Origin of the sequence: uncultured Friedmanniella sp., assembly GCF_964244005.1 — a bacterium.
Classification (GTDB): Bacteria; Actinomycetota; Actinomycetes; order Propionibacteriales; family Propionibacteriaceae; genus Microlunatus.
Map to the genome: position 1 here is coordinate 16,266 of NZ_CAXTHG010000001.1, position 26,289 is coordinate 42,554.

The 26,289-nt window shown below is 70.3% G+C and carries 25 protein-coding genes and 3 pseudogenes; 22 read left to right on the forward strand and 6 right to left on the reverse strand.

Translation table 11 applies throughout. The annotated features are described in order from the left end of the window. Nucleotides 1–37: 37 nt before the first annotated feature. Nucleotides 38–394, forward strand: a pseudogene (locus ACFE76_RS00070) (DUF1016 N-terminal domain-containing protein); the annotation flags it as partial. Between the two features lie 83 nt (nucleotides 395–477). Here the strand turns inward: ACFE76_RS00070 and ACFE76_RS00075 are convergent. Continuing rightward, nucleotides 478–630 carry a hypothetical protein gene (locus tag ACFE76_RS00075; protein WP_375429924.1) on the reverse strand — a complete coding sequence of 51 codons (153 nt, stop codon included), beginning with the start codon at nucleotides 628–630 and terminating at the stop codon, nucleotides 478–480. On the opposite strand from ACFE76_RS00075, the pseudogene ACFE76_RS00080 reads away from it, so the two are divergent. The 5 genes and pseudogenes from ACFE76_RS00080 to ACFE76_RS00100 all read left to right on the forward strand — a co-directional run. After that, a pseudogene (locus ACFE76_RS00080) lies at nucleotides 608–829 on the forward strand (PDDEXK nuclease domain-containing protein); the annotation flags it as partial. The gene ACFE76_RS00075 and the pseudogene ACFE76_RS00080 overlap by 23 nt on opposite strands. Before the next feature lie 35 nt (nucleotides 830–864). Then, a pseudogene (locus tag ACFE76_RS00085) lies at nucleotides 865–1,125 on the forward strand (PDDEXK nuclease domain-containing protein); the annotation flags it as partial. Between the two features lie 52 nt (nucleotides 1,126–1,177). Further along, complete coding sequence (locus ACFE76_RS00090) at nucleotides 1,178–2,965, forward strand: ATP-binding protein (RefSeq protein WP_375429688.1); 1,788 nt, start codon at nucleotides 1,178–1,180, stop codon at nucleotides 2,963–2,965. Then, entirely contained in the window at nucleotides 2,962–6,165 is a 3,204-nt protein-coding gene (locus ACFE76_RS00095) for a type I restriction endonuclease subunit R (RefSeq protein ID WP_375429689.1), read from the forward strand. The genes ACFE76_RS00090 and ACFE76_RS00095 overlap by 4 nt, the downstream gene beginning before the upstream one ends. Next, nucleotides 6,158–7,219 (forward strand): EcsC family protein, encoded by a 1,062-nt coding sequence (locus tag ACFE76_RS00100; RefSeq protein ID WP_375429690.1) that lies wholly within the window; start codon nucleotides 6,158–6,160, stop codon nucleotides 7,217–7,219. Before ACFE76_RS00095 ends, ACFE76_RS00100 begins: the two co-directional genes overlap by 8 nt. 126 nt (nucleotides 7,220–7,345) lie before the next feature. Here ACFE76_RS00100 and ACFE76_RS00105 read toward each other — a convergent pair whose 3' ends face one another. After that, nucleotides 7,346–7,795, reverse strand: a complete 450-nt coding sequence (locus ACFE76_RS00105) for a hypothetical protein (RefSeq protein ID WP_375429691.1) — start codon at nucleotides 7,793–7,795, stop codon at nucleotides 7,346–7,348. Between the two features lie 43 nt (nucleotides 7,796–7,838). Here ACFE76_RS00105 and ACFE76_RS00110 point away from each other — a divergent pair, with 43 nt between their 5' ends. From ACFE76_RS00110 to ACFE76_RS00145, 8 genes are all read left to right on the forward strand, one after another. After that, on the forward strand, nucleotides 7,839–8,741 hold the full coding sequence (locus ACFE76_RS00110; protein ID WP_375429692.1) for a decaprenyl-phosphate phosphoribosyltransferase: 903 nt from the start codon (nucleotides 7,839–7,841) through the stop codon (nucleotides 8,739–8,741). Beyond that, nucleotides 8,738–10,195 (forward strand): FAD-binding protein, encoded by a 1,458-nt coding sequence (locus ACFE76_RS00115; RefSeq protein WP_375429693.1) that lies wholly within the window; start codon nucleotides 8,738–8,740, stop codon nucleotides 10,193–10,195. The genes ACFE76_RS00110 and ACFE76_RS00115 overlap by 4 nt, the downstream gene beginning before the upstream one ends. Before the next feature lie 37 nt (nucleotides 10,196–10,232). Continuing rightward, nucleotides 10,233–10,982 (forward strand): decaprenylphospho-beta-D-erythro-pentofuranosid-2-ulose 2-reductase, encoded by a 750-nt coding sequence (locus tag ACFE76_RS00120; protein ID WP_375429694.1) that lies wholly within the window; start codon nucleotides 10,233–10,235, stop codon nucleotides 10,980–10,982. Between the two features lie 57 nt (nucleotides 10,983–11,039). Further along, nucleotides 11,040–11,537, forward strand: a complete 498-nt coding sequence (locus ACFE76_RS00125) for a SigE family RNA polymerase sigma factor (RefSeq protein ID WP_375429695.1) — start codon at nucleotides 11,040–11,042, stop codon at nucleotides 11,535–11,537. Between the two features lie 4 nt (nucleotides 11,538–11,541). Then, nucleotides 11,542–12,441, forward strand: a complete 900-nt coding sequence (locus ACFE76_RS00130) for a hypothetical protein (protein ID WP_375429696.1) — start codon at nucleotides 11,542–11,544, stop codon at nucleotides 12,439–12,441. Between the two features lie 109 nt (nucleotides 12,442–12,550). Then, entirely contained in the window at nucleotides 12,551–12,835 is a 285-nt protein-coding gene (locus tag ACFE76_RS00135; RefSeq protein WP_375429697.1) for an antibiotic biosynthesis monooxygenase family protein, read from the forward strand. A gap of 95 nt (nucleotides 12,836–12,930) precedes the next feature. Further along, nucleotides 12,931–13,668 (forward strand): hypothetical protein, encoded by a 738-nt coding sequence (locus ACFE76_RS00140; RefSeq protein ID WP_375429698.1) that lies wholly within the window; start codon nucleotides 12,931–12,933, stop codon nucleotides 13,666–13,668. A gap of 32 nt (nucleotides 13,669–13,700) precedes the next feature. Beyond that, nucleotides 13,701–14,438: a hypothetical protein gene (locus ACFE76_RS00145; RefSeq protein ID WP_375429699.1), complete on the forward strand. Its 738-nt coding sequence runs from the start codon at nucleotides 13,701–13,703 to the stop codon at nucleotides 14,436–14,438. A 57-nt stretch (nucleotides 14,439–14,495) separates the two neighbouring features. Here ACFE76_RS00145 and ACFE76_RS00150 read toward each other — a convergent pair whose 3' ends face one another. Next, the gene (locus ACFE76_RS00150) at nucleotides 14,496–15,062 is read right to left on the reverse strand and encodes a DinB family protein (RefSeq protein WP_375429700.1); all 567 of its coding nucleotides are present in this window, start codon (nucleotides 15,060–15,062) and stop codon (nucleotides 14,496–14,498) included. A 32-nt stretch (nucleotides 15,063–15,094) separates the two neighbouring features. Here ACFE76_RS00150 and ACFE76_RS00155 point away from each other — a divergent pair, with 32 nt between their 5' ends. From ACFE76_RS00155 to ACFE76_RS00175, 5 genes are all read left to right on the forward strand, one after another. Then, a complete protein-coding gene (locus tag ACFE76_RS00155) occupies nucleotides 15,095–15,841 on the forward strand; it encodes a LamB/YcsF family protein (protein WP_375429701.1) in 747 nt (248 codons plus the stop codon). Next, nucleotides 15,838–16,440 (forward strand): allophanate hydrolase subunit 1, encoded by a 603-nt coding sequence (locus ACFE76_RS00160; RefSeq protein WP_375429702.1) that lies wholly within the window; start codon nucleotides 15,838–15,840, stop codon nucleotides 16,438–16,440. Before ACFE76_RS00155 ends, ACFE76_RS00160 begins: the two co-directional genes overlap by 4 nt. Before the next feature lie 13 nt (nucleotides 16,441–16,453). Next, entirely contained in the window at nucleotides 16,454–17,287 is an 834-nt protein-coding gene (locus ACFE76_RS00165) for a biotin-dependent carboxyltransferase family protein (protein WP_375429703.1), read from the forward strand. Nucleotides 17,288–17,352: 65 nt separating this feature from the next. Then, entirely contained in the window at nucleotides 17,353–19,119 is a 1,767-nt protein-coding gene (locus ACFE76_RS00170) for an acetyl/propionyl/methylcrotonyl-CoA carboxylase subunit alpha (RefSeq protein ID WP_375429704.1), read from the forward strand. Between the two features lie 122 nt (nucleotides 19,120–19,241). Next, a complete protein-coding gene (locus tag ACFE76_RS00175; protein WP_375429705.1) occupies nucleotides 19,242–20,060 on the forward strand; it encodes a hypothetical protein in 819 nt (272 codons plus the stop codon). Between the two features lie 150 nt (nucleotides 20,061–20,210). Here ACFE76_RS00175 and ACFE76_RS00180 read toward each other — a convergent pair whose 3' ends face one another. Continuing rightward, nucleotides 20,211–21,038 carry an NAD-dependent protein deacetylase gene (locus ACFE76_RS00180; RefSeq protein WP_375429706.1) on the reverse strand — a complete coding sequence of 276 codons (828 nt, stop codon included), beginning with the start codon at nucleotides 21,036–21,038 and terminating at the stop codon, nucleotides 20,211–20,213. A 1-nt stretch (nucleotide 21,039) separates the two neighbouring features. Then, entirely contained in the window at nucleotides 21,040–22,446 is a 1,407-nt protein-coding gene (locus ACFE76_RS00185; RefSeq protein WP_375429707.1) for an NAD(P)H-quinone dehydrogenase, read from the reverse strand. A 39-nt stretch (nucleotides 22,447–22,485) separates the two neighbouring features. Here ACFE76_RS00185 and ACFE76_RS00190 point away from each other — a divergent pair, with 39 nt between their 5' ends. The 3 genes from ACFE76_RS00190 to ACFE76_RS00200 all read left to right on the forward strand — a co-directional run bounded on the left by ACFE76_RS00190 (nucleotide 22,486) and on the right by ACFE76_RS00200 (nucleotide 25,491). Further along, nucleotides 22,486–22,926: a gamma-glutamylcyclotransferase family protein gene (locus tag ACFE76_RS00190; RefSeq protein ID WP_375429708.1), complete on the forward strand. Its 441-nt coding sequence runs from the start codon at nucleotides 22,486–22,488 to the stop codon at nucleotides 22,924–22,926. A 107-nt stretch (nucleotides 22,927–23,033) separates the two neighbouring features. Then, nucleotides 23,034–23,834, forward strand: a complete 801-nt coding sequence (locus tag ACFE76_RS00195) for a purine-nucleoside phosphorylase (RefSeq protein ID WP_375429709.1) — start codon at nucleotides 23,034–23,036, stop codon at nucleotides 23,832–23,834. A gap of 1 nt (nucleotide 23,835) precedes the next feature. Continuing rightward, complete coding sequence (locus ACFE76_RS00200; protein ID WP_375429710.1) at nucleotides 23,836–25,491, forward strand: phospho-sugar mutase; 1,656 nt, start codon at nucleotides 23,836–23,838, stop codon at nucleotides 25,489–25,491. A gap of 382 nt (nucleotides 25,492–25,873) precedes the next feature. On the opposite strand, the gene ACFE76_RS00205 is transcribed toward ACFE76_RS00200, so the two are convergent. Then, entirely contained in the window at nucleotides 25,874–26,284 is a 411-nt protein-coding gene (locus tag ACFE76_RS00205; RefSeq protein ID WP_375429711.1) for a VOC family protein, read from the reverse strand. Nucleotides 26,285–26,289: the final 5 nt, after the last annotated feature.

Consider the following 26,289-nt stretch of genomic DNA (forward strand, 5'->3'; position numbering starts at 1 on the left):
ACACGGGCTTCAGCGCGCCGTCGAGCCAGCCAGCTCGATGCCTGGCTGGTATCCAGAGCTGCTCGGATCGGTCAGTCGACACGTCTCGATCGGACGGCGGCGAGCGGTACGTGCCGCGAACCAGGAGCTTGTGCTCACGTACCGGCAGGTGGGACGCGAGATCCTCGAACGCCAGACGTATGAGGGCTACGGCACTCAGCTGGTCAACCGGCTGTCCGCCGACCTCAAGCATGCGTTCCCCGAATCGACCGGCTTCTCGCCGCGCAACCTGCGGTACATGAGGGCCTTGGCCGCGGCCTGGCCTGAGGTCGAGATTGTGCAGCGCAGCGCTGCACAATTGCTCTGGCGCCACCACCAGCACCTGCTCGACAAGCTCGAAGACACCGACAGCCGGCTCGGGTACGCGGCTCAAGCGGTCGAGCAGGGGTGGAGCCGTGATGTCCTGGCTGGCAGATCGAAACAGGGCTGCGCGAGCGCTCAGGCAAAGCGATCACCAACTTCGACACCGCGCTGCCACCCGAGCAGTCCGACCTCGCGCAACAGGCGACCAAGGACCCGTACCTCGTCGACTTCCTCGCCACGACGGAACCCTGGCTGGAGCGCGACCGTGACCGCAAGCTGCTCGAGCACGCCAGCGAGTTCTTGCTCGAAGCTCGGCCAAGGCTTTGCCCTCGTGGGGAAGCAGGTGCGGCTGACCCTCGGCGACGACGAGTTCTGGTGCGACTTGCTCTTCTACCATCGACCGCTCCGCCGTTACGTCGTTGTCGAGCTGAAGGCGGGCGCCCTGAAGGCCGACTTCGTGAGCAAGCTCGGGATCTATCTAGCGGCCCTCGACGACCTGCTCGCTCGCGAAGACGAGAAGCCGCCGAGAAGCCGACGATCGGGATTCTGCTGTGCAAGACCAAGAACGCGGTCGTCGCCGAGTACGCGCTTCGCGGCCACGCCGCTCCCATCGGCGTGGCCGAGTGGGCTGCTGCCTCGCAGGACAGGCTTCCCGCAGACCTGGCCGCCGGCCTGCCCAGCGTCAAGACGCTCGAAGCGGCTTTCGCACCTCGACCTGGATGGAGCGGACCGTTAAGTATCCGAGCAGGCGCCAGGCGGCGGCCGCCATACTTAACGCCGTGATTAAGTATGACTTCGAGCCTATCGAGGGCCTCCTGCTACTTAACGAGGCGTGGTGACCAGTTTCGGCTACGACCCCGTTGGGGACGCTGTGCAGCGGGTGCTGTCCTCGCTCGATGCGGGCGAAGGGCTCCCCGACCGGCCCGAGAGAGTGCACGTCGACCTCAAGGAGGAGGCGGGCAGGCGCAACCGCTACGGCCAGGTCGCCCCCGGTGAGCGCGAAAACGAACGCGCCGCCGAGCAAGTGGCGGGCGAGGGCGCGTGCATGGCCAACACGGAGGGCTCGGGAGCTCTCATCCTCGGAGTGGCCAACGACGGGGAGGTGGTCGGAACCAGCCTGGATGTCGATTGGCTGCGCGCGCGTGTCTTCGAGCTGACGGATCGCATGCTCACCATTCACGTCACCGAGGCACGGGTCTCAGGTTTGCGCGTGCTGGTCATCCGGCCCCCGCAGGCCGTCGAGGCCATTCGGTGGCACGGACGCATCACGTGGCGAGTCGACGACCGATGCGTTGAGGTCGATCTGGCCACCTGGCACGAACAACGAATGGTCCGCACCCACTACGACTGGTCCGCGCAGAAATCGGACGTACCCGCCACTGCGGTCAGAGGTCCGGCGCTCGAACTGGTCAGACGCTTCCTGCGCGACTCTGGTGAGCCTGCCTCGGCGGACCTCGCGAACGAGCCGGACCAGGCCCTCCTTCGTCGGTTGGACGCCGTGTCCAACGACGGCATGCTCACCAATGCAGCCGCGCTTCTGCTCCGCGGTCGTGAGGTTCCCTGCCTGGACTACCTCCACCGCGAGGTCGCTGGAGGCGACAGCACGGCGCGCGTCCGGCTCGCGGAACGGTCGCTGTTGGAGGAGCTGGACGCAGTCTTCGCTGCCGTAACAGCCCACAACGGGATTCGGCACGTCCCGCGCGGACTCGTCGTGGGTCAGGTTCGCGACGTGCCAGAACGCGCCGCGCGCGAGGCCGTGGTGAACGGCGTGGCACACCGGGAATGGTCATCCCCCGACCAAACCGTCGTTGAGCACATCGGTACAACGTTGCGTGTCACCAGCCCGGGGGGCTTCTACGGTGGGGTCACCGAGCGCAACATCATCACGCACCCGTCCCGATCGAGAAACCGCTCGCTGACGGAGCTGTTGAGAGCGCTTCGAGTAGCTGAGCGGGAAGGCATCGGCGTCGACCGGATGGTCGGCGACATGGTTCGCCTGGGCCACGAGCCACCATCCATCCGAGAGATCACCGGTCCCTTCGTGCGAGCGTCGCTCGTGGCCGATGTGCGCGACGAGGCGTGGACAACATGGCTCTCTGAACTGTCTCCGGTCAGCACGACCAACGACCTCAATGCCCTTCTGCTCCTACGCTTCTTGGTCGATCACCGGTGGTACGACGTTCAGCGGGTGATGCCGTTGCTTCAGCTGGATGAGCTCGAGACGCGGGGCGCACTCGCCCGGGCGCAGACGGTCACCATTGAGGGTCGTCCAGTGATCGTTGCCGTAGGCGGGCTCCCGGAGACGGGCGACCCGTCCTTCTGCCTGAGCCGTGAGGCCAGCGCCCGGCTGAGCACTTTGGACGAGCAGGTGGAGCGTCCCCGGGCGGCACCTACCCGCCGTGCTATCGCCCTGGGCTACGCGCGCGTCCGCGGACGAATCAGCTCGACTGAGCTCGCCAGCATCACCCAGTCACAACGGCCCAACGTCTCCGCTGTTCTCAAGGAACTGGAAGACGAGGGGATGCTCCGCGCAGCCTTTCCCAGCGGCCGGGGGAGGGGATTTCACTACCTCTGGGCCCAAGCTCCAACTGCTGACGCGTCGATCATGGAGGACGAGCGATGACCACCCATCCTGGCGCCGAGAGCGAGTGGGAAGACCTCGCGCTCGAGAAGCTGGCCGACCTGGGCTGGGTGCCGACGTCCGGCGACCAGATCGCTCCGGGCAAGGGCGAGCGTGACTCGTGGGACGACCTGCCGCTGCCGGGCCGGCTCCTGGAGGCGCTGCGGACCCTGAACCCGGGCATCCCGAACGACCAGCTGTTGCAGGCGCGTACTGAGATCCTCTCGCCGCAGTCCAACGACGCCATCACCGAGAACCTGCGGGCCCACGAATGGCTGACGCGGGGCTACCGGATCACCTACACCGACCCGCTCGGCGTCGAGCAGAGCCCGACGCTACGGGTTCTGAGCACCGAGCCCTCGGAGAACGACTGGCTGGCGGTCAACCAGGTCACCATCAAGCGGCCAGAGGGCACGCGCCGCTTCGACGTCGTGCTCTACTGCAACGGACTGCCCGTGGCGATCATCGAGCTGAAGAAGGCGGGGGCGCTCCACGCTGACCTGCCTGCGGCCCACGCCCAGCTGGCCACCTACCTGCGTGAGTTCCCCACCGCCTTTCGGTTCTGCGTGCTCACCGTGGTCAGCGACGGGATCCAGGCCCGTTACGGCACGCCGTTTACGCCGCTCAACCACTACTCCCCGTGGAACGTCGACGACGACGGCCGCGTCCTGCCCGCGGACGCCCTCGATGACGACCACCAGCCGCTCACAGCGCTGGAGGCCACGCTCGACGGCGTGTTCAACCTGGACCGGTTCGGACAGCTGACCCGCGGCTACGTGGCGTTCGACGAGGGCGACGGCGGGCTCGCGAAGCGGATCGCCAAGCCCCACCAGTACTTCGCGGTCAGCAAGGCCGTCGCCAGCACCATCGAGGCGGTCCGGACCGACGGCAGGGCCGGCGTGGTCTGGCACACCCAGGGCTCGGGCAAGTCGATGGAGATGGAGCTCTACACCAACCAGGTCCAGCGCCACCCGCTGCTCGCCAACCCCACCGTGGTGGTCATCACCGACCGCAAGGAGCTCGACGGGCAGCTGTACGGGGGGTTCCTGATCTCAAAGTTGCTGCCGGAGAAGCCCCGCCAGATTCGCACCCGCGGCGAGCTGCGCGAGCAGCTCTCCGGCCGGCAGAGCGGCGGCATTCTCTTCACCACGCTGCAAAAGTTTGGCCGCACGACCGACGAGCGGTTCAGCGGCTCGGACCACCCGCTGCTCTCGGACCGACGCAACATCGTCGTCGTGGTCGACGAGGCGCACCGCAGCCACTACGACGACCTCGACGGCTACGCCAAGCACCTGCGCGACGCCCTCCCGCACGCCACGCTGATCGCCTTCACCGGTACGCCGATCTCCACCGGAGAGCGCGATACCCAGCGCGTCTTCGGGGACTACATCGACGTGTACGACCTGTCGCGGGCCGTGGCCGACGGCGCGACCGTCCCCGTCTACTTCGAGTCGCGCCTGGTCAAGGTCGGGCTCGCCGACGGGGTGAGCCAGGACGACCTCGACGCTGCCGCGGACGAGGTGACAGAGGGGCTCGACGACGCCGAGCGAGCTCGGCTGGAGAAGGGTGTCGCCGTGATCAACGCCGTTTACGGTGCACCGGCCCGTCTCGCCACCCTGGCTGAGGACCTGCTGACGCACTGGGATCGCCGGTCGGCCGCGATGCTCGGCGACATCGAGGCGCCGGGCAAGGCCATGATCGTCTGCAGCACCCGCGAGATTGCCGCCCGCCTCTACGAGGCCATCGTCGAGCGCCGCCCCGAGTGGCACTCCGACGCCGTCGACTCCGGCGTGGTCAAGGTCGTGTACTCCGGCAGCGCGAGCGACACTCCGCCGATCAGTCGGCACGTCCGGCGCGGCAGCGAGAACGACGTGATCAAGAACCGGCTGAAAAACGTCGACGACCCGCTGCAGCTGGTGATCGTCAAGGACATGATGCTCACCGGCTACGACTCGCCGCCGCTGCACACCCTCTACCTCGACCGACCGCTCAAGGGTGCGCTGCTGATGCAGACCCTGGCCCGGGTCAACCGGACGTTCCGCGGCAAGGACGCCGGCCTCCTGGTCGGTTACGCCCCACTGGCGGACGACCTGCGCGACGCCCTCGCGGAGTACTCCGCCACCGACCAGGCCGAGAAGCCGATGGGCAAGGAGATCGGCGAGGCTGCCGAGTTGGCCAAGGTGCTGATCACTCAGCTCGACGAGACCACCGCCGACTACGACTGGCGCGGCAAGCTCCTAGCCAAGTGGAAGCACGTCAAGGTGACGACCGGGCTGGCCAACCACCTGCGCGCGAGCCGCCCGTCCGCGAGCAGCTCGGAGACTGATGGGGCCGTCGAGAGCAACGCCGACCGCTTCCGTCGGCTGAGCGCTCAGCTGGTCCGCGCGTGGGCGCTGGCCTCCGGGGCGGACACGCTGGCGGAGGCCTACCCCGTGGTGCGGTTCTACGAAGAGGTCCGGGTCTACATGGCCAAGTTCGACGCCGAGGAGCGTCGCGCCAGCGGCCGGCCCGTACCGGAGGAGATTCAGCGCCTGCTCGGCGAAGTGATCGCGCAGAACACCGTGTCAGGTGAGGTCATCGACATCTACGAGGCGGCCGGGATGCCCCGTCCGCAGCTGAGCGACCTGACGCCGGAGTTCCTGGAGCGCGCCCAGCGGTCCACCAACAGCCACCTCGCCATCGAGGCGCTGCGCAACACCGTGCTCCAGGAGTCGGCCCGGGTAACCAGGAACAACCTGGTACGCGAGCGCGCCTTCGGCGAACGGGTCGCCGAGCTGATGAACCGGTACGCCAACGCGCAGCTCACCGCCGCCGAAGTCATCGCCGAGCTCGTCGCCCTGGCCAAAGAGGTAGCGACCGAGGCCCAACGCGGCAAGTCCTTCGACCCTCCGCTCGGCACCGACGAGCTGGCCGTGTACGACGCCATCTCCGACAACGAGTCGGCGGTCGACGTGATGGGAACCGACGTGCTCGCCCAGATCGCCCGCGAGCTCGTCGCAACCATGCAGCGAGACGTGAAGACGGACTGGACGATCCGCGACGACGTCCGCGCCAAGCTCCGCTCATCGATCAAGCGACTGCTGGTGAAATACCGCTATCCGCCCGATCAGCAGGCCGGAGCCGTCAAACTGGTGCTCGAACAGATGGAGCGGCTGGCTCCAGGACATGTCACAGAAGGAAACCGAGGAACGGTCAATGACTGAGGTCAAGAACGCCCATCTCGCCATGAGCGAATACGAAGCTGCGGCCTGGACGAAGCTGATCGAACGGGTCAGGCGGCGGGAGCAGCGTCAGCAAGTCGCGCCGATCCGTAAAGCCGCCGAGCTCGGCGACGCTGCCAGCAAGCGACTGGAGACCTACCTTGACGACCACCAACAGGTGAAAACTGTTGCGGACTCCGTCCTTGCCCCGCTGACCGGACTCCAGAACCTACTGAGCAGGGCTGCGACTGCATCGGTATCCGATCGGCGCATCATCAAACGCGCAGGACGCCTCGATTCTGCCGTGACCAGCCTCACCGACATACGGAAAGCTGACCTCGCGGTTCCCGACCGGCTGTTGTCGCTCCACACCCTCACCTACGGAGTCGGGCTGGGGGTTGAAGGAGCGGCCACTTCGCTCCTGATCACAGGGTTCGTTGTCTCCAGCACCGTCTCGGGTGGTACAACTCTGGCCGCCGCAGCTGCCGCCGTCAGCACCGACGTAGCTGCGAACCTGGCTGCCGCATCGCGGCTGGTGGCGAAGGTGGCGATGTCCTACGGCTACGACACGCGCCTTCCCGAGGAGCAGTTGTACGCCCTCGGCGTCCTCAACTACGGCACAACTTTGACGGCCGGTGGAAAGGCCGCGAGCCTCGCGGAGCTGTCGCGGCTGGTGCAAACGATGATGCGAGGAGCGAACCACAGGGTCCTCGACGAGTTCGTCATGGTCCAGGTGAGCCGAGAGGTCGTGAAGCGGCTGGGCTTCCGCTTAACGCATCAGCGGATCGCTCAGGTCGTTCCTATCGTAGGTGCGGTCGTCAACGCCGGCACCAACGCCACAAGCATCACGATCCTCGGTCAGCGTGCGCAAGAGGCCTATCGACTGCGGTTCCTCACTGAGAAATACGACATCGACCCCCACTCCTGGTTGGGTGATCACGTTATTGGTGACGATGAGGGGGCCGAGGAACCCATCGATATCGAAGCGCTGGTAGAAGATGCGAGGAGCAACGAGCAGACCAACACCAACGCGAATGACAACGACAACCGCCCTTGACGCTGCTCGACGAGCGGTTTAGGTCTGAGGCTTGACCGGGCCTAAGCGCCGAACCGCTGACAGATGCTCCGCAGTTGCCCGAATCGGGGCGATAACCCCGCGGATCGGGTCTCCTCGGAGCATTGGTCAGCGGAGCGGGCGCAGCAGGATGCCGGTCGACAATGAGTCGGCGGTGACGCTGCCGGACCAGCCGTGGCCGGTGAATGTCAGCGTCGTCCTCCCAGGGTCGTCGGCCGTGACGGTGAAGCCGGCGGCGGGCAGGGCCTGGCGCAAGTAGTCGGTCACCTCCGCCGCCGACGGCGCGGAGAGCACGAGCGTCACGTTGTCGGCCTGGTCGACCGCGGCGGTGACGACCGAGGTGCGCGGCAGCGAGAACGCGTCCAGCGGGCCGAACTGGTAGCCGAAGTCCCGTAGCACCACCCCGTCAGATGGCACCCGGACAGCCGACGTCGCCGAGGCGGTCGCGGCCGGCGGGGTGGTTCTACCCGTCGCGGGAGTGCCGGCGGCAGCCCCGCAGCCGGCCAGCGCGAACACCACGACCACGCCAGCGCCGCAGGTGAGCCGACGTCCGCGCATGCGTCCCACCCTAGGAGGGCGGCGCCGGTTAGCCTTGAACACCGTGACCACCGACACGCGCGAGCTCGCGCTCAGACCCAGCCGGGTCCCGGCGGCCGTACGAGCCGTCCGGCCCCGCCAGTGGGTGAAGAACGTGCTGGTCTTCACCGCCCCCCTCGCCGCCGGTCGGCTGCTCGAACGCGGGGTGGTGATCGGCTCACTGCTCGCGTTCGTGTCGTTCTGCCTGGTCAGCGCCACGGTCTACCTGATCAACGACGTCCGCGACGTCGAGGAGGACCGGCTGCACCCGAAGAAGCGGTTCCGGCCGATCGCCGCCGGCGAGCTCAGCCCGGCGGCCGCGTTGCTGCTGGCTGCGGTCACCGGAGTGCTCGGCTTCGGTCTCGGCTTCTGGGTTTCGGGCGAGCTTGGTCTGACGCTCACGGTGTACCTCGTGCTGCAGGTCCTCTACTCGACCTTTCTCAAACACCTGCCCGTCGTCGACCTGGCCATGGTGGCCAGCGGGTTCCTGCTGCGGGCCATCGCCGGCGGCGTCGCGAGCGACATCCCGCTGAGCCAGTGGTTCCTGCTGGTCGCGGCGTTCGGCTCCTTCTTCATGGTGGCGGGCAAGCGCTACTCCGAGCTGAAGTCGGTCGGCGCGGACGCGGGCACCCGCCGCAGCCTGCTGCGCTACTCCGAGTCCTACCTGCGGTTCGCCTGGATGCTGGCCGCGGTGATGGTGCTCATCTCCTACAGCCTGTGGGCGTTCGAGAACCGGGGCGGCGGCCTCGGCGGGATACCCTGGACGGCCATCTCCATCGCGCCGTTCACCCTCGGACTGCTGCAGTACGCGCTGGAGGTCGACACCGGGAACGCCGGTGAGCCCGAAGAGGTCGTGCTCCACGACCACGTGCTTCAAGTGATTGGACTGGTGTGGCTCGTGACCATCTCCGTAGCGGTGACCAGGTGAACGACTTTCCCGCGTCCGAGGTCGCCGACGGTGCGCCCGCGATCGCCCCGTCGATGCCCGAGGCGCAACCGATGATCCCGCAACGGCTGGTCGAGCTGCACGGCTGGGGACGCACGGCGTCCTCGATGTCGCGGCTGGCCTCGATCGACTCCCTCGCCGACGCGGTGTCGGCACTGCGCACCTCCGAGGGCGGCCGCGGGGTGACCCCGCGCGGGCTCGGCCGCAGCTACGGCGACGCCGCCCAGAACGCCGGCGGCACCACCCTCGACCTGACCAAGCTGAACAAGATCCTCTCCGTCGACGCTGCCTCCGAACCGGCGACGGTCACGGTCCAGGCCGGGGTCAGCATGGACGCGCTGATGCGGACGCTGCTGCCGTTCGGGCTCTGGGTACCCGTGCTGCCCGGCACCCGCCAGGTGACGATCGGTGGCGCCATCGCCGCCGACGTGCACGGCAAGAACCACCACACCCAAGGCAGCTTCGGCAACCACGTCGTCTCACTCGACCTGCTCACCGCCGACGGTCAGGTGCAGACCCTCACCCCCGAGGGCGAGCCGGGGGTGAACGAGGGCGGCCGGCTCTTCTGGGCCACGATCGGCGGGATGGGCCTGACCGGCGCCATCCTCGGCGCCACCGTCGCTGTGCAGCGCACCGAGACCGCCTACTTCACCGTCGACACCGACCGGGCCTCCGACATCGACGACCTGATGGCCCGGATGAGCGATGGCGACGACGCGTACACCTACTCCGTCGCGTGGTTCGACGCCGTGACCCGGGGCAAGCACATGGGTCGGGCGGTCCTCACCCGCGGCGACAAGGCCGCGCTGGCCGACCTGACGCCCAAGCTCAGGCGCGACCCGCTGAAGTTCGTGGCTCCCTCGTTCGGCACCATCCCGGAGGTCTTCCCCAACCGGATGGTCAACGTGGCCACGGCCAAGGCGTTCAGCGAGTTCTGGTTCCGCAAGGCGCCCAAGCACCAGGTCGGCGCGCTGCAGAACATCACCCAGTTCTTCCACCCGCTGGACATCGTGGGCGAGTGGAACCGGCTCTACGGCCCGCACGGCTTTCTGCAGTACCAGTTCGTCGTGCCCTTCAGCGAGGGCGAGACCTTCCGACGCTGCTTCGAGATGATCGTGACCTCGGGCCACCTGTCCTGTCTCAACGTGCTCAAGCGTTTCGGGCCCAGCAACCCCTCGCCGTTGTCCTTCCCGATGCCGGGGTGGACGCTGACCGTCGACCTGCCGATCGAACGCGGGCTGGACACCCTCTGCAACGCCCTCGACGAGCAGGTGATCGGCGCAGGCGGCCGGGTCTACCTGGCCAAGGACTCCCGGCTCAGCGCCGAGTCCTTCCGGGCGATGTACCCCCGGCTGCAGGACTTCCTCGCGGTCCGGCAGGAGGTCGACCCGTCCGGGCTGTTCAACTCCGACCTGGCCCGCCGCCTCCACCTCTAGTGGCCTAGATCCCTTCCAGCTAAGGAACTTCTCCTTGATGAACGCGCTCGGTGCCCCCCAATCCCTGCTGCTGCTGGGCGGGACGTCCGACATCGCCCTGGCGATCGCCCGCCGCTACGCCCGACCGGGGCTGCGCGTGCTGCTGGCCGCCCGGCCGAGCGAGCGGCGGACGGCTGCGGCCGCCGAGCTGACGGGCCTCGACTGTGCCGTGACCGAGATCGACCTCGACGCGCGGGACGCGGCCTCGCACGCATCGACCGTCGACGCCGCGTTCGCCCAGGGCGACGTCGACCTGGCCGTGCTGGCGTTCGGGCTGCTCGGCGACCCCGAGCAGGACTGGGTCGACGCCGAGCTCGCGTTGGAGCTGGCCGAGGTCAACTACGCCGCCCCGGTCCACCTCGGCGTCCTGCTCGCCAACCGGATGCGCGCCCAGGCCCACGGCCGGATCGTGGCGCTGTCGAGCGTCGCCGGCGAACGCGTGCGTCGCTCGAACTTCGTCTACGGCTCGACCAAGGCCGGCTTCGACGGCTTCTTCCTCGGCCTCGGCGAAGCGTTGCGCGAGCACGGGGTGAAGGTGCTGGTGGTACGGCCGGGCTTCGTGCACTCCAAGATGACGAAGGGGCTGACGGAGGCGCCGCTCGCGGTGACGCCCGAGGACGTCGCCGACGCCGTCGTCGCCGCGGTGGCCGGGGGCAAGGAGCTGATCTGGGTCCCCAACGCGATGCGGGTGGTGATGTCCGGGCTCCGCCACGTGCCGCGGCCGCTCTTCCGGCGCCTGCCCATCTGAGGCACCGACTCCTCGACCGGTGACAACCGATCGGTCGCTGAGCGCGTAGGGATAGGTATGAGCGAGCGCGACGACGCCTTCACGACGTACGTCGTCGCCTCACGCCGGCGCCTCGTCCGTACGGCCTACCTGCTGTGCGGTTCGTGGGACCGGGCCGAGGACATCACCCAGATCGCCCTGGCCAAGCTCTACGTGGCCTGGCCGCGGGTCCAGCGGCACCGCGGTCCGGACGCGTACGTCCGGAAGATCATCGCCCGGACCACCGTGGACGAGTGGCGACGGCCGTGGCGGCGCGAGGTCGCCGCCAGCGACGACCTCGTTGACCTCGGCACTCCGACGCCGGCCGAGGACGGTGTCGAACGCCGAGACCTGCTGGAGGCGCTGAGCCGGCTGCCCGGCCGCCAGCGACAGGTCGTCGTGCTGCGGCACTACTGGGGGCTCTCGGTCGCCGAGGTCGCCGACGACCTGGGCATCTCCACCGGCAGCGTGAAGAGCCACTGCTCGCGGGCGGTCAGCCGCCTCGCCGAGCTCCTGACCACCGCCGAGAAGGTGTGACGCCATGACCGTGACCGATCCCGATCAGCTCGGCCCGCAGGACTTCGAGGACTGCTTCCGCGGCGAACCCGCCCTGCCGGACGTCTCGGCCGACCTCGCCCGAGGGCACCGTCGGCGGCGCCGGACGAGCCTCGCCGTCTCGGGTGGCGTGACCGCGGTCGCCGTGGCCGCCGTGCTCGGCCTGACGCTGGCGCCGTCCACCCAGACCGCCGTACCGGTCGCGCCGTCCCCCTCGGTCGACGTGCCGTCGAGCTTCCCGAGCTGGACGATCTCGACGGACCCCGACCCCGTACCGAGCGCCGGCCCCCCGAACACACCGCTGGACACCTATCCCGTGCTGTCGTACACGAAGGCGAAGGGGTATGCCGACCGTGACGGCAGCGTCTTCACCATCGGTCAGCGCACCCCCCCGTTCTCGGCGACCACGAGGAACACCTACGACCTGGTCCGGCAACACCTGGACCCCGACGGCGACCACCTCGGGCCGTACGCGAAGGACTCCTTCGCCGGTGGTGGGGGCGCGCACGGCGTCGAGCTCGGCCAGAAGCTGTCCTGGAAGGTCAAGGGCGAGCCGGGCGAGGGCATGCTGCTGGTCTCGGTGTCCCGGGCGACGCCCGGGGAGCGGCTGGACACCACGGGAGCAGAACGTGACGGCCTGTGCTCAGGTACGTTCGCCGACGGCAGCTGCCGCGCCGAGACTGTCGACGGCCGGTCCGTGTGGATCGACCGGCGCAGCGACGGGGGGTTCGTCGTCGACTACCTCCAGGCTGACGGCGAGCTGGCGGGCGCCTGGGTCGACCCCGTGTTCGCGAACAACACCGACGTGCCGCTGAAGAAGATGGGCGTGAGCCTCGCGGCGGTGCTCGACCTGCTGGCCGACCCCGACCTCGACGTCGTCGGCTGAGATCCTCGACGTCGTCGGCTGCGGTCCTCGACTTCGTCGGCTGCGGTCCTCGACTTCGTCGGCTGAGATCCTCGACTTCGTCGGCTGAGATACCCGTAGGATCGCCGCCATGGTGCTCGAGGTGGCTCTGATCGACGTGAGGGACCCGGCCGGCTTCGAGGCCGCGTACCGCAAGGCGAAGTCCATCCTGGTCGGCACCGACGGCTGTCAGTCGGTACGGATGACCCACGGGGTCGAGTCGCCGGAGCGGTTCGTGCTGCTGGTCGAGTGGGACTCGGTCGAGGCGCACGAGGCCAGCTTCCGCGGCACCGAGCGGTTCACCCAGTGGCGCGGCCTGATCGGGCCCTTCTTCGCCGGACCGCCGCGGGTGGAGCACTTCACCGACGTCGACTGAGCCGCGTCGACTGCGCGCTGGAGCAGGCCCGGACCGCCAAGAAAAGCTGCTCATCCGCGCACCCGATCCCGCCGATTGGGCTAGCGTGGCCGACCATGCGCACCCGTCTCGCCGCCCTGGTCGTCACCACTGCCGTCGCCGCCACTCCGCTGGTGGTGCTCGCCGCACCGGCCCAGGCCGCCACCTGTACCGCGCCGGAGGTGCTGGGCACCGAGGTCGCGCCGCACAACGTCGTCGTCGGCACCAAAAATGTGAAGGGCTTCGACGTCTACACCGACGTCCGCACGAACGGGTGCTCGATCAGCAGCGTGAAGGTGACAGTCCGCTCGCCGAAGCACACGGCCAAGAACCTCCCGATGAAGGTCGACAGCACCGTCGACGGGGTCACCACGTACGTCTACGGGATCGACCTCGAGGCGGCGACGCTGGAGAACGCGGAGGCCGGCAAGTGGACGGCCGCCTCCCTCACCCGGTGGAGCGGCGGCTCGATCACCTCCACGGACGCCTTCCGGGTGTTCCGCGCCGCCAAGCTCACCACGAACGCCAAGCCCGAGCCGGTCACCGCGGGCAAGAAGCTGGTCGTCACGGGCCAGCTGACGCGCGCGAACTGGCAGTCCCGTAAGTACGCGGGCTACACCAAGCGCAAGGTGACACTGCAGTTCAAGCCCACCGGTGGCTCGTACGCCTCGGTCGGTGCGACCACGAGCGCCAAGAAGGGCGCCCTGAAGAAGACGGTGACCGCGACCACCGACGGCTGCTACCGCTTCGTCTTCGTCGGCAGCAGCACCACCCGTAAGGTCACCAGCACCAGTGACTGCGTCGACGTCCGCTGACCCGGTCCGTCGCGCCTGACCCGAAGGACCCCGTGCGCTCTCCGCTGATCGCCCTCGCCAGCGCGACGCTGCTCGCCGTGCCTCTGGCCGTGGCGGCCGCGCCTGCCTCAGCCGCCACCTGCACGGCTCCGGAGCTGGTCAGCAGCTCGGTCGCCCCCCGGACGGTCGTCGTCGGCACGTCGCTGCCCAAGGGCTTCGTGGCGACCGTCGGCGTCGACCCGCACGGCTGCACCGTGACGCACGTCGACTCCGACTTCCTCACCCCGACCGGCGGGACGGAGACCTTCGCCATGGACGAGGAGGAGACCGTCGACGGCGTCACCACCTACGACGTCGGGATCCGGATCTCCCCGGGCGCTCTCCCGAACGCCGACGCGGGCCGGTGGACCTCGGCGGTCCACCTCAGCTGGGCCAGCAGCAGCACCAGCGCCGACGGCGCCAGCTTTCGTGTCCTCCGTGCGGCCACGCTCACCACGAACGCCACCCCCGAACCCGTACGTCAGGGCAAGACCCTCACCGTCACGGGCACGCTGAGGCGCGCGAACTGGGAGTCACGCACCTACGCCGGGTACACCAAGCGGCACGTCGTGCTGCAGTTCCGGACCCTCACCGGCTCCTACGCCGACGTCAAGACCGTCACCAGCCGCTCCCACGGCAAGGTGACGGCGAAAGTCGAGGCGAGACTCGACGGCTGCTACCGGTTCGTCTTCCGAGGCAGCGCCACCACCGCGAAGGTCACCACCAAGGGCGACTGCGTCGACGTCCGCTGACGTCAGTCCGTGACGACCTCGTCACCGACGCACCGAACGCCGGGCCCGTCGAGATGCTCAGGCCCACTCGAGCGAGGCGGCCCCGTCCTGCTGGCCGGTGACGTCCCACAGGTGGTGGACGACGTCGTGCAGGAAGTACTGCAGCAGGGTCGCGACGGTGAAGGTGGCGCCGTCGGAGCGGCGACCGGTGCGGGTGAAGTCGGCGGCCTGCAGCTGCTGGATCCGGCCCAGCAGGGTGGCGGCCGCGGCCTCGAGCTCGGCCGCGACCACCTCGGGGTCGGCCTCGGCGTAACGCTGCAGGACGGCCGTCTGGTCCTGGTCCCAGTTGGCGAAGGCCGGGTCGTCCTCGGTGAGCATCTGGTGCAGCCGGCCGTCGAAGATCCGGTAGACGTCGCGGACGTGAGCCGCGTACTCCAGCGGCGACCAGACGCCGGGCTCCGGCCGGGCCTCGACCGCGGGGTGCTCGCGCAGGATGTGCACCCACTCCTCCGCCGCCACCCAGGCCCGCCGGCCGACGGTCAGCGGGTCGACCTCGCCGGCTCCGAGCCCGCACTCCTCGCAGCGGCGGGTCAGCGTCCAGGTCCAGTCCTTCTCGTCCGGGGTCACCGGGTCCACCTCAGCCACGGGTCCAACCTAGCGGCGTGAAGAATGTGCGCATGGTCCCCGCCACCGACCGCCGCATCGACCTGAACGCCGACCTGGGTGAGTCGTTCGGCCGCTGGACCCTCGGCGACGACGCGGCCCTGCTGCCGCTGATCTCCAGCGCCAACGTCGCCTGCGGCTTCCACGCGGGCGACCCGCTCACGCTGCGTCGCAGCTGCGAGGGTGCCGTGGCGAACGGCGTCACGATCGGGGCCCAGGTCAGCTATCCCGACCTGATGGGCTTCGGCCGCCGTTTCCTCGACATCGCGGCGGACGACCTGACCGCCGGCGTGCTCTACCAGATCGGTGCCCTGGACGGGCTGGCCCGCGCGGCCGGCAGCCGGGTCCGCTACGTCAAGCCGCACGGCGCCCTCTACAACACCGCCGTCGAGGACGAGGGCCAGGCGGCCGCCGTGGTGGCGGCGGTCGTCGCGTACGACCCCGACCTGCCGCTGCTCGGGCTGCCCGGCTCCGCACTGCTGCGGATCGCCGCCGACCAGGGCCTCCGGGCCGTGCCCGAGTACTTCATCGACCGCAACTACACCCCCGACGGCCGGCTGGTCGACCGCCGCAGACCGGACGCCATGGTCACCGATGCCGACGAGGCGGCTGAACGCGCGGTGACCGCGGCCAGCGAGGGGCGGGCCGAGTCGATGTGCACCCACGGCGACACCCCCGGCGCCGTAGCGATGGCGACGACCGTCCGCGCCGCCCTGGTGTCGGCCGGCTTCCTGATCACCCCCTTCGTGGGCGCGCCGTGACCCGGCGGCTGCTCGACTACGGCGAGTCGGCCGTGCTGCTGGAATGCGCCGACCTGACGGAGGCGCTCAGCCTCGTCGGCCCGGTCGCCGGGCTCGAACGGGTGGTCGAGGTGGTGCCCGGCGCCCGGACGCTGCTGCTACGGCTGTCCGCGCCGCTCAGCGGGACCGACCGCGAGCGGCTGCTCACCCTCGGCGGCGAACCGCCGACCGCCGACGACACGCCTTCGCTGACCGTCGACGTCCACTACGACGGGGAGGACCTCGCCGAGGTGGCCAAGCTCACCGGGCTGAGCCCGGAGGAGGTGGTCGCCACCCACACCGGCCAGCTGTGGACCGTCGGCTTCTGTGGCTTCGCGCCCGGCTTCGGCTACCTGCAGGGTGAGCACGACCGGCTACGGGTGCCGCGCCGGTCCAGCCCCCGGACACGGGTGCCGGCCGGCGCGGTCGGCCTGGCCGACCGCTGGTCCGGCATCTATCCGCGCTCGGGGCCCGGTGGCTGGCAGCTGATCGGGCGGACCGACACCGCCCTGTGGGACCTCGACCGCGACCCGCCCGCCCTGCTGCAGCCCGGCGTCCGGTTGCAGTTCCGGGCGATCTGAGGTGGCTGGGCTGATGGTCGAGCAGGCCGGCCCGCTCGCCCTGCTGCAGGATCTCGGCCGGCCCGGCTACGCCCACCTCGGCGTCTCCCCGTCCGGCGCCGCCGACCGCGCAGCGCACCGGCTGGCCAACCGGCTGGTCGGCAACCCCGAGACGGCGGTGACGGTCGAGGTCACGATGGGCGGGCTGGTCGTTCGGGCCACCTCGGTCGCCTTCGTCGCGGTCACCGGTGCACCCACCTCGGTCACGGTCGGCGACCGGCCGACCTGCTCGCACGCCACCCTGGCCCTGCGTCCGGGCGACCGGCTAGGGATCGAGCCGCCGGCTGCGGGCCTCCGCAACTACCTGGCCGTCCGCGGCGGCATCCTCGCCCCGGCCACCCTGGGCAGCTGCGCCCGCGACGTGCTGTCGGGTCTCGGCCCCGAGCCGCTGCGTACCGGCGACGAGCTGCGGACCGCGATCCCCACCGAGCCGCTCCCCGACACCGACCTGGCGCCGCCCCGACCAGCAACGGACGTCCTGGAGCTGCGTCCTGGCCCCCGCCGCGACTGGTTCGACGAGACGGCCTGGACGACCCTGCTGGACGCCAGCTGGACCGTGAGCACCGACCTCGACCGGGTCGCCGCCCGGCTGGACGGCCCGACCCTGACCCGGCGGGTCACCGGCGAGCTGCCGTCCGAGGGTCTCGTCCGGGGCGCGGTCCAGGTGCCGGCGTCCGGTCAGCCACTGGTCTTCCTCGCCGACCATCCCGTCACCGGCGGTTATCCGGTGATCGCGGTGGTCACCGAAGCCTCCTGCGACCGGGCTGCTCAGCTGCGGCCGGGCGACCGGGTGCGCTTCCGGGGCTGACCGTCCACGACCACTAGACTCCCGCGGGTGCTGCGCCAGTGAGCGGCTCGAGTCAAGGAGGACACGTGGGGATTCGTAAGGTGCTCGTGGCGAACCGGGGTGAGATCGCCGTCCGGGTGATCCGCGCCGCGAAGGACGCGGGCCTGGGCAGCGTGGCGGTCTACGCCGACGCCGACCGGGACAGCCTCTTCGCCACCCTCGCCGACGAGGCCTACGCCCTCGGTGGCGCGACACCGGCCGAGACCTACCTGGATGTGGCCAAGCTCCTCGACGTCGCCGCCCGCAGCGGTGCCGACGCCGTGCACCCCGGCTACGGCTTCCTGGCCGAGAACGCCGGCTTTGCGGCTGCCGTCCTCGACGCCGGGCTGATCTGGATCGGACCGCCGCCGAGCGCCATCGAAGCCCTCGGGGACAAGGTGCAAGCCCGCCACATCGCCGAGCGGGTCGGCGCCCCGCTGGTCCCGGGCACGGCCGACCCGGTCGCGGACGCGTCTGAGGTCGTAGCGTTCGCCGAGGAGTTCGGGCTGCCGATCGCGATCAAGGCGGCCTTCGGCGGCGGTGGGCGTGGGCTCAAGGTCGCGCGCGAGCTGGCCGAGGTCCCTGAGCTGTTCGAGTCCGCGACCCGCGAGGCCGTCACGGCGTTCGGCCGGGGTGAGTGCTTCGTCGAGCGCTACCTCGACCAGCCTCGGCACGTCGAGACCCAGTGCCTGGCCGACACCCACGGCAACGTCGTGGTGGTCTCCACCCGCGACTGCTCCCTGCAGCGGCGGCACCAGAAGCTGGTCGAGGAGGCGCCCGCCCCGTTCCTGACCGACGGCCAGGTCGAGGAGCTGTACGCCGCGTCCAAGGCGATCCTGCGCGAGGCCGGCTACGTCGGCGCCGGGACGTGTGAGTTCCTGGTCGGCCAGGACGGGACGATCTCGTTCCTGGAGGTCAACACGCGGCTGCAGGTCGAGCACCCGGTGTCGGAAGAGGTCACCGGGCTCGACCTGGTGCGCGAGATGTTCCGGATCGCCGACGGCGAAGAGCTCGGCTACGACGACCCGGTGGTCCGGCGGCACTCGATCGAGTTCCGGATCAACGCCGAGGACGCGGGCCGCAACTTCATGCCGGCGCCGGGCACGCTGACGGCCTGGCGCGCGCCGTCCGGGCCGGGCGTACGGGTCGACGAAGGCTATCTCGCCGGGATGACCGTGCCGGGCTCTTTCGACTCACTCGTCGCCAAGATCATCGTCACCGGCGCCGACCGGACCCAGGCGCTGGCTCGCGCCCGCCGGGCCCTGAGCGAGCTCGTGGTCGAGGGCATGCCCACCGTGGTGCCGTTCCACCGCGCAGTCCTGGACGACCCGGCGTTCATCGCCGCCGACGGCGTCTTCGGGGTGCACACCCGCTGGATCGAGACCGAGTTCAGCGGCACCATCCCGCCGTACGCGGGTACGACCGGGACCACGGAGCCCGAGGAGCGCTCGACCGTCGTGGTGGAGGTGAACGGGCACCGGCTGCAGGTCGTGCTGCCCGCGGGGATCGGCGCGACCAACAAAGCGGCCAGCCCGGCCCGGGGGGCGCGTCCGGCCCGTCGTGGCGGCGGGGCGGCGGCCGCGGCGGCTCCCTCGGGCAACGCGCTCACCTCCCCGATGCAGGGCACGATCGTGAAGGTGGCCGTGGCTGAGGGCGACGTCGTCGCCGCCGGGGACCTGGTCGTCGTGCTCGAGGCGATGAAGATGGAGCAGCCGCTGACCGCGCACCGCGCCGGTACGGTCACCAACCTCACCGCCGAGGTGGGCGCCACCGTCACCAGCGGGTCCAGCCTCTGCGACATCGTTGACGAGTGAGGAGGATCGACACCTGGTCGGTCGCCCGCGGGTTCCCACGAGACTGGGGAGCCGGTGAGAAGTCGGTAAGAAGGGCCGGGTGAGCCCCCGACAACTCACTGCGCAGGGGGACTATGAAACTCATGGGTGAATTTCTGGTCCTGCTGCTGATCGTGTTGCTGGTCGGCGGCGGTGCGGCCGTCTACCGACGGCGGGCCATCGCCCAGCGGGAGGCGGTGCAGCGAGCCGAGCTCGAGTCTCAGCTGGCGACCTCCCGACGTGCGGCCGACGAAGACGTGACCAAATTCGGCGAGGAGCTGCAGCGGCTTGACGTCGACGTCGCCGGTCACCCGCTCGATGAACCCATGCAGCAGGACTACCAGCGTGCCCTCGACGCGTACGAGGACGCCAAGACCTCCCTCGACGCCGTCAAGAGGCCGGACGAGATCAAGCACGTCACCTCGATCCTCGAGGACGGCCGCTACGCGATCGCCTGCGTCAAGGCTCGCGTCGCTGGCCGCGCGTTGCCGGCCAAGCGTCCGCCGTGCTTCTTCAACCCCGCCCACGGACCCAGCTCGCAAGACGTGCAGTGGGCCCCCGAAGGCGGTCAGGAACGTTCCATCCCGGCCTGCCCGGCCGACGCCGAGCGGGTGCTCGCCGGGGCGGACCCGTACATCCGTACGGTCCAGGTCGGCGCTCAGCGCGTCCCCTACTGGGAGGGCGGTCCGGCGTACGCGCCCTGGGCCCAGGGCTACTACAGCCGGTGGAGCGGCAGCGACATGCTCTCGGGCATGCTGATCGGCAGCTTCCTCTTCGGCGGTATGGGCCCCGTCTTCGGCGGACTCGGCGAAGGTCTCGGCGGCATCGGCGAAGGCGTCGGCGACATGATGGGCGGAATCGGCGACGGCATCGGCGGTATCGGCGAAGGCATCGGCGACATGTTCGGCGGCATGTTCGACTGACCTGTCCTGCTCGCGCTCGGCCCCGGCCCCGGCCCCGGCCCGGCCTACCGGACTACCGGACTACCCCTGTCCCCCACTTCACAGGCTCAAGGGCGACCTCACAGCTGCGCGCGCACCTGTGAGGTCGCCCGCGACCCTGTGAAGTGACCGTCAGGCTGCGGCCAGGAGGTGGGCCGCGAGTCCGGTGAGCGTCTCGGAGCAACCCAGCTCGATCTTGAGCCTAGCCAGGTCGTCGCCCCGGGTCTGACCGCGGTTGATAATCACCGTCGGACGGCCGCGCTTGGTCTGGTAACGGACGAAGCGCAGGCCGGACATCACCGTCAGGGACGAGCCCAGCACCACCAGCACCTCGGCCCGGTCGACCAGCGCGTAGGCCTGCGCGACCCGCGGCTTGGGTACCGACTCGCCGAAGAAGACCACGTCCGGCTTGAGCCGGCCGCCGCAGACCTCGCAGTCGGCCAGGACGAAGTCGTGCCAGTCCTCCACCACGGCGTCGCCGTCGGGCCTGAGCTCTGCGTGCTCCAGGGTCGGCGCCTCGGTCAGCCCAGGGTTGAGGACGGCGAGCCGTTGCTGCAGGTCGAGCCGGGGACTGACCCGGCCGCAGTCGAGGCAGATCACGTCGGCGATCCGGCCGTGCAGGTCGATCACGGTCCGGCTGCCGGCGGCGGCGTGCAGCCCGTCCACGTTCTGCGTCAGGACGCCCTGCAGGCCGGCCGCCTCGAGCTGCACGAGCGCGCGGTGACCGGCGTTCGGAGCCGCCTGGCCGATCTGCCGCCAGCCGAGGTAGGACCGGGCCCAGTAGCGCTGCCGCGACGCGTGCGAGCCGACGAACTCCCCGTACTGCATCGGCGTCGCGCGGACTGACGTCGGTCCGCGGTAGTCCGGGATGCCCGAGTCGGTGGACAGGCCGGCGCCGGTCAGCGCCACCCACGGCCGGCCGGCCAGCAGCGCAGCGACCGCATCGACGTCGAGAGCCAACTCAACCGGCGATCGAACGGGTGCCGTGCAGCCGCCGCGCCGCCTCGGCGATCGAGCCGGTGAGCGAGGGATAGACGGTGAACGACTGCGAGACCTGGTCGACCGTCAGCCGCTGCTCGACGGCCATCGCGACCGGGTAGATCAGCTCGCTGGCGCGGGGCGCGACGACGACTCCCCCGACGACGATGCCGGTCACGCTACGGCAGAACAGCTTGACGAACCCGTCCCGGCTGCCCTGCATCTTGGCCCGCGGGTTGCCGCGCAGCGGCAGGGTCACCGACCGCGCGATCACCTCGCCCGAGTCGACCTGGGTCTGGGTGACCCCGACGGTGGCGATCTCGGGGGCGGTGAACACGTTCGAGGACACCGTCATCAGGTCCAGCGGCGCGACGGCGTCGCCAAGGGTGTGCCACATGGCGATCCGGCCCTGCATGGCCGCGACCGAGGCCAGCGGCAGCACGCCGGTGCAGTCGCCGGCGGCGTAGACCCCGCGGGCCGAGGTCCGCGACACCCGGTCGATGGTGACGAAGCCGGCCTGGTCGACCGCCACTCCGGACTCGGCCAGACCCATGTCAGCGGTGTTGGGGATCGAGCCGACCGCCATCAGGCAGTGCGAGCCGGTGACGACGCGCCCGTCGGCCAAGGTGACGACCACCGAGTCGCCGTCCCGGACCACCGACGCCGCCCGCGACATCGACAGCACGGTCATGCCGCGGCGGGAGAAGACGTCCTCGAGCACCTGCGCGGCGTCGGCGTCCTCGCCGGGCAGTACCCGCTCGCGGGAGGAGATCAGCACCACGTCGCAGCCCAGGGCGTCGTACGCGCTGGCGAACTCGGCCCCGGTGACGCCCGAGCCGACCACGATCAGCCGCTCCGGCAGCTCGGTGAGGTCGTAGAGCTGGGTCCAGGTCAGGATCCGCTCGCCGTCGGGCTTCGCGGTCGGGAGCTGGCGGGGTGAGGCACCCGTCGCGATCAGCACCATGTCGGCGTCGAAGGTCCGTTCCCCGGCCGCGGTCTCGGCGACCACCGTGTCGGGCCCGGCCAGCCGGCCGCGACCGATGACGAGATCGACGTTCTCGCGCTGGATCCGCTCGCAGATGTCCTCGGACTGCTTCTTGGCCAGCGCCAGCACCCGCGCGTTGACCGCCCCCAGGTCGATGCTGACCACTGCGTCGGCCTGTCCGGTCTCGGCGGCCCCGAAACGCAGCCCCAGCTCGGCGGACTCCCGGACCTCGGTCATCACCTCGGCGGTCGCGATCAGGGTCTTCGACGGGACGCAGTCGGTCAGCACCGCCGAGCCGCCGAGCCCGTCGGTGTCGATCAGCGTCACCTGACCGCCGAGCTGGCTGGCGACCAGGGCCGCCTCATACCCACCCGGTCCACCGCCGACGATCACTACGCGAGTCACCGAAGCATTGTTCCACCTTGTCCCAGTAGCCTCGCTACTGTGCTGTACGCCGCCTACGGGAGCAACCTCGACCCTGCCCAGATGGCGGAGCGCTGTCCGCACTCACCGCTCCGCAGCACCGGGTGGCTCCAGGGCTGGCGGCTGACCTTCGGCGGTGAGGGCTGGGACGGTGCGCTGCCGACGCTCGTCGAGGACGCCACCGAGCACGTCTTCGTCGGTCTCTACGACGTCACCGAAGCCGACGAGGCCACCCTGGATGAGTGGGAGAGCGCCGACTCCGGCCTCTACGAGAAGGTGCGGATCCGGGTCGCGACCCTGGACGGCGAGCAGGGCGGCTGGGTCTACGTGCTGCGCGACTTCGAGGGGGGCACTCCCAGTGCCCGCACCTTGGGCATCCTCGCCGACGCTGCCGAGGCCGCCGGTGCCCCCGACGACTACCTGGTCGAGCTGCGCAGCCGTCCCTGTACGAGCGGCTGGTAGAAACCCGCCACGATGTTGCGACATCGCGCCGCGAGTACGCGGCACCATGTCGCAACGTCTTTGGCCAGGGTAGCGACCACGGGAGGCGCGCCACCTATGCTGCCGCCATGGCTGATGACCCGTACGCCCTGGCCCGCGAAGCCGCCGCCGAGCTGCTGCGGCGGTTCGACCTCGAGTCGATCGAGCTCGCCTTCGTGCTCGGGTCGGGCTGGTCGGCCGCGGCGGACGACCTCGGTGAGGTGCTCGGCTCCTGTCCCCTCGCCGACCTGCCGGGCTTTGCGGCGCCGACGGTGGTCGGCCACGGCGGCGAGCTGCGGATCGTCCGGACGGCTGCCGGCAAGACGGCGGCGCTGTTCACCGGCCGTACCCACTACTACGAGGGACGTGGCGTCGCCCAGGTCGTGCACGGCGTCCGGACCGCGGCGGCGGCCGGCGTCTCGACGCTGGTGCTGACCAACGGCTGCGGCGGACTGAACCCCGCCTGGCCGCCCGGCACCGCCGTCCTGATCCGCGACCACATCAACCTGACCGCTGCGACCCCGCTGGTGGGGCCGACCTTCATCGACATGACCGACGCGTACGCGCCCCGGCTGCGCGACCTCGCCCGCACGGTCGACCCCACCCTGCCCGAGGGCGTCTACGTGCAGTTCCACGGACCGAACTTCGAGACCCCGGCCGAAGTGCGGATGGCCGGCGTCCTCGGCGGCGACCTGGTGGGCATGTCCACCACCCTGGAGACGATCGCCGCCCGCGAGGCCGGTCTCGACGTCCTCGGCGTCTCGCTGGTGACCAACCAGGCGGCCGGCATCTCGCCCACGCCGCTGCACCACGAGGAGGTCCTGGAGGCCGGCCGCGAGGCGGGGCCGCGGCTGCGCGTCCTGCTCGGCGGACTCGCGGGCGTGCTCTGAGGTGAGCACGCCCCTGCCGCCGGAGCTGCAGCGCGCCGTCGCCGGCTGGATCGTCCAAGATCCTGACCCGGGGACGCGGCAGCGGACGGCAGAGCTGCTGTCCCGCGCCGCCGAGGACGACGCCGAGGCCCGGGCTGAGCTCACCGACGCGTTCGCGGGCCGGCTGCAGTTCGGGACGGCTGGGCTGCGCGGCGCGCTGGGACCCGGCCCGAACCGGATGAACCGGGTCCTCGTCGGCCAGGCGGCGGCCGGACTGGCCGCCTACCTGCTCGACGCGGGCGCGACCGGCCAACGGGTGCTGGTGGGCTACGACGCTCGCCACGGGTCGGCCGACTTCGCTCGGGACACCGCGGAGATCATGGCCGCCGCCGGCTTCGAGACCCTGCTCACCCCACGGCCGACCCCGACCCCGGTCGTCGCGTTCGGCATCGGCCACTTCGGCTGCGCGGCCGCGGTGGTCGTCACCGCCTCGCACAACCCGCCACAGGACAACGGCTACAAGGTCTACCTCGGCGACGGCTCCCAGATCGTGCCGCCGGCGGACGCGGAGATCGCCGCTCAGATCGAGCAGGTCAGCCGGCACCCGCTGGCCGACGTGCCGCGCAGCGACGGCTACCGGGTGCTCGGCGACGAGCTCGAGCACGCCTACCTCGAACGGCTCGCCTCGCTCGTCCCCGCCGCCGCCCCGCGCGAGCTGAGCTGGGTCTACACCCCGATGCACGGGGTCGGCGGTGCGCTGGTCGAGCAGGTGGTGACCGCGGCGGGGTTCCCTCCACCGGCGGTGGTGGCCGTCCAGGCGGAGCCCGACCCCGACTTCCCGACCATCCCGTTTCCCAACCCCGAGGAGCCGGGAGCGGTCGACCTGGCCCTGGCCGAGGCTCGAGAGCTCGGCGTCGACCTCGTGGTCGCCAACGACCCGGACGCCGACCGGTGCGCGGTCGCCGCCGTGGTGGACGGCGACTGGCGGATGCTGACCGGCGACGAGCTGGGCAGCCTGCTCGGCGACGACGCGTTGCGCCGCGGCGTCCAGGGGGTCTACGCCGCGTCGGTCGTCTCGAGCACGCTGCTCTCGCGGATCGCCGCCGCGTCCGGGCAGCCCTTCGTGGCCACCCTGACCGGGTTCAAGTGGATCGGCCGCGTGCCTGGTCTGGCGTTCGGCTACGAGGAGGCGATCGGCTACTGCGTCGACCCGCAGGCCGTCCCCGACAAGGACGGCATCTCGGCCTTGCTGCGGGTGCTGCAGCTCGCCGCGACGCTGAAGGCCGAGGGCCGGACGCTCGCCGACCGGCTGGAGGAGATCGCGCTGACCTACGGGGTGCACGAGACCAGCCAGCTGTCGTTCCGGGTGTCCGACCTGAGGATCATCAGCGACGCCATGGCCGCGCTCCGCGCAGCTCCGCCCCAGCAGCTGGCCGGGACTCCGGTCGACGTTGTTGATCTTGCTGACGGCCATGATCATCTTCCGCCCACGGACGCCGTGATGATCACCAGCGAGTTGATCAAGGTCGTGGTTCGCCCGTCCGGTACGGAACCCAAGCTCAAGTGCTACCTAGAAGTACGGCAGCCGCCAGCACCGGATGTGGCCGCGGCCCGCGAGGAAGCCCGCGCCACGGTTGCTGCCCTGCGAACAGAGATCAGCGACCTGCTCGGGCTGTGAGCGTGCCGTCGAGGCATCGCTCAGCCCGAGCGAACCGGGCATTATCGAGACCGACGAAGCCCGCTTGCCTCGCGGAAGCCACTAGCCCGCCGAAATGAACTTCGCAGAGCCCCTGACCTTGAGGACTCTGCTGGCCGCAGGCGACGACGAGCGCAGCGAGGGCTCGGCCGGCTACCCGAGAAAGGCCCGTCATGCCGTCGTGGAGCTCCTACAGGGCCCGCTCACCGAGAACCCCCAACGGGTAGCAAAGCGGCGGGAACTGGACGGGAAGCACAGCGGGCGCCGGGGGAAATACCGAGTCAGCTAGGCGATCGCCGCTGAACAGATGCCGGTGCAGGTGCTGAGGATCGAGCACCGACGCGACGTGTACCTCCGCTGACCGTCAGGCCTTCGGCGCCTGGTTGATCCGGACGGTGTTGCCCGACGGGTCCCGGAAGGCGCAGTCACGCGGGCCCCAGGGCTGGTCGATGGGCTCCTGCAGGACCTCGGCGCCGGAGGCGCGGACCTTCTCGAAGGTCGCGTCGAGGTCGTCGGAGCTGAAGACGAGCATCGGCAGCACACCCTTGGTGAGCAGCTCCTGCATCGCGTCGCCGTCGGCCTGCGAGCGGCCGGCGTGCGGCGCCGAGAGCACGATCCCGAGGCCACCCTGGTCGTCGGTGCCGAGGGTGACCCAGCGGTGGCCGCCCGAGCCGACGTCGTTGGTGACGTGCAGGCCGAGGGCGCCGGCGTAGAAGGTGATCGACTCGTCGACGTCGTTGACGGTGACGTTGCAGTACTGGAGGTTGATCGTCATGACCG

Coding starts and splice junctions, on each gene's coding strand:
- ACFE76_RS00125 (WP_375429695.1), top strand. CDS start 11,040: ATGAGCGAGCGCGACGACGCCTTCACGACGTACGTCGTCGCCTCACGC.
- ACFE76_RS00105 (WP_375429691.1), bottom strand. CDS start 7,795: ATGCGCGGACGTCGGCTCACCTGCGGCGCTGGCGTGGTCGTGGTGTTC.
- ACFE76_RS00155 (WP_375429701.1), top strand. CDS start 15,095: ATGGTCCCCGCCACCGACCGCCGCATCGACCTGAACGCCGACCTGGGT.
- ACFE76_RS00130 (WP_375429696.1), top strand. CDS start 11,542: ATGACCGTGACCGATCCCGATCAGCTCGGCCCGCAGGACTTCGAGGAC.
- ACFE76_RS00175 (WP_375429705.1), top strand. CDS start 19,242: ATGGGTGAATTTCTGGTCCTGCTGCTGATCGTGTTGCTGGTCGGCGGC.
- ACFE76_RS00135 (WP_375429697.1), top strand. CDS start 12,551: ATGGTGCTCGAGGTGGCTCTGATCGACGTGAGGGACCCGGCCGGCTTC.
- ACFE76_RS00095 (WP_375429689.1), top strand. CDS start 2,962: ATGACCACCCATCCTGGCGCCGAGAGCGAGTGGGAAGACCTCGCGCTC.
- ACFE76_RS00195 (WP_375429709.1), top strand. CDS start 23,034: ATGGCTGATGACCCGTACGCCCTGGCCCGCGAAGCCGCCGCCGAGCTG.
- ACFE76_RS00120 (WP_375429694.1), top strand. CDS start 10,233: ATGAACGCGCTCGGTGCCCCCCAATCCCTGCTGCTGCTGGGCGGGACG.
- ACFE76_RS00100 (WP_375429690.1), top strand. CDS start 6,158: ATGACTGAGGTCAAGAACGCCCATCTCGCCATGAGCGAATACGAAGCT.
- ACFE76_RS00165 (WP_375429703.1), top strand. CDS start 16,454: ATGGTCGAGCAGGCCGGCCCGCTCGCCCTGCTGCAGGATCTCGGCCGG.
- ACFE76_RS00140 (WP_375429698.1), top strand. CDS start 12,931: ATGCGCACCCGTCTCGCCGCCCTGGTCGTCACCACTGCCGTCGCCGCC.
- ACFE76_RS00205 (WP_375429711.1), bottom strand. CDS start 26,284: ATGACGATCAACCTCCAGTACTGCAACGTCACCGTCAACGACGTCGAC.